General features: G+C 57.7%; 2 protein-coding genes. Both read right to left on the minus strand.

What is annotated here, in order from left to right:
- Nucleotides 1-9 precede the first annotated feature (9 nt).
- Nucleotides 10-1,173: an ISKra4 family transposase gene (locus tag F1593_RS28020; protein WP_149404842.1), complete on the minus strand. Its 1,164-nt coding sequence runs from the start codon at nucleotides 1,171-1,173 to the stop codon at nucleotides 10-12.
- A 4-nt stretch (nucleotides 1,174-1,177) separates the two neighbouring features.
- The gene (locus F1593_RS30105) at nucleotides 1,178-1,297 is read right to left on the minus strand and encodes a hypothetical protein (RefSeq protein ID WP_371873940.1); all 120 of its coding nucleotides are present in this window, start codon (nucleotides 1,295-1,297) and stop codon (nucleotides 1,178-1,180) included.
- Nucleotides 1,298-1,331: the final 34 nt, after the last annotated feature.

The following is a 1,331-nucleotide window of genomic DNA, read 5'->3' on the forward strand; positions in this document are numbered from 1 at the left end:
GGGTGTGTCTCATTGTTTTGCAGAACCCAGAGACGAGGGGGAGGATCGGATGACGTTGCGTCCCCAACGCTTTTGTGCTTCTGTTCGCCCCTTGAGCCCCTTTTGAGCGGGAACAGGATCGGGAGGCGGAGGTGGCAGGACAAGGGAGCGAAGCAGCTGCTCGCGAGCCTGGCGCTTCCGTGTACGCTCTTGCTGGCGTTGAAGTCGCTGTTTCTGATGCTGAGTGTGTCGTCGCTGTTCTTGTCCCTGCCACATCTCTTGCCACCGATCATTGCACAAACTGGTGCGTAAAACCAACAACGGATTGACATGACTCTCTTTCCAGTGCATCCCAGGCCCCTTCATGCGTGCCTGCATCACCACTTTGTTCCCGCTTTCCACCACCCCTGAACCAATGGGCCACCCCTGCTGTTGATAAGTGGGATAATCCATCTGTTCTTCGCGCTTGCGGAAATAGTGCAGATCTTCTCTCATCTCCGCTGGTTTGCCCGAACGCTCATAAAGCTCTTTGAGCCGCTGCAGCACCCCATGTGGTCCTCTCATTTTGAGCTCATGACACTGCACCTCCACCCACCCTTCTTCCAACGACTGTCCCAGGGAGCGTGCCACCTCTGCAATGGCATGGATTCTTTGGGCCGCGTGTGCGAAATCCAGGATACGCAGTGCATCCCGACGATGAGAACGCACAAAACCTTGCACCCATTCCGCTCCATCCTGAATGGCGGCGACCTGCTCCGCTCGCTCCACCCCACGCCGTCGGATTTCCGATGAGGCCAATTCTGCAAACCGTGGGGCCTCTTGCATGCGTGCAAAGTAGGAGAGACCAACTTGATGCGCCTGATCCTGGCGTGCTTCCACCTGTGCAATGGCGACCAATTTCACCTCACTCCATTGCCCATGCTGTAATGGCACAAAAGCGCCATCGGTACTCATCACCAGTTTCGCGCTCGCGGGCTCCTCAGGCAACACGCTCAGGGGATGAGCTTGTTCGTCCTGGATCTGCAGGCTGGCCTCTCCCACCGAGAGGCAGTGGCGCCAAGCCGTTGAACGGCTGACATGTACTCCAAGCAGCGCCTCCATTTCCTGTCCCGCTTTGGCAAAGGGCATCCAACTGCTCAAACGCACCAGGGCTTGGTGCGCTGCGGGAGTCAGATGCTCCGATGGCAGACGCAAACACTCATCCAGGGGGAAAAACCCCGCTTCCGCAGCGGGGACATTTGAGATACCGGCGGTGCAAGGTGATTGCTTCTCCTCCAGTGGTTTGCAAGGTCCGAGCATGGTTTCCCCGAGCCTGCAATCGGTTTCCACACTGTGGACAGCGTTGCTGGTCG

Origin of the sequence: Dictyobacter arantiisoli, from assembly GCF_008326305.1 — a bacterium.
Taxonomy (GTDB): Bacteria; Chloroflexota; Ktedonobacteria; order Ktedonobacterales; family Ktedonobacteraceae; genus Dictyobacter; species Dictyobacter arantiisoli.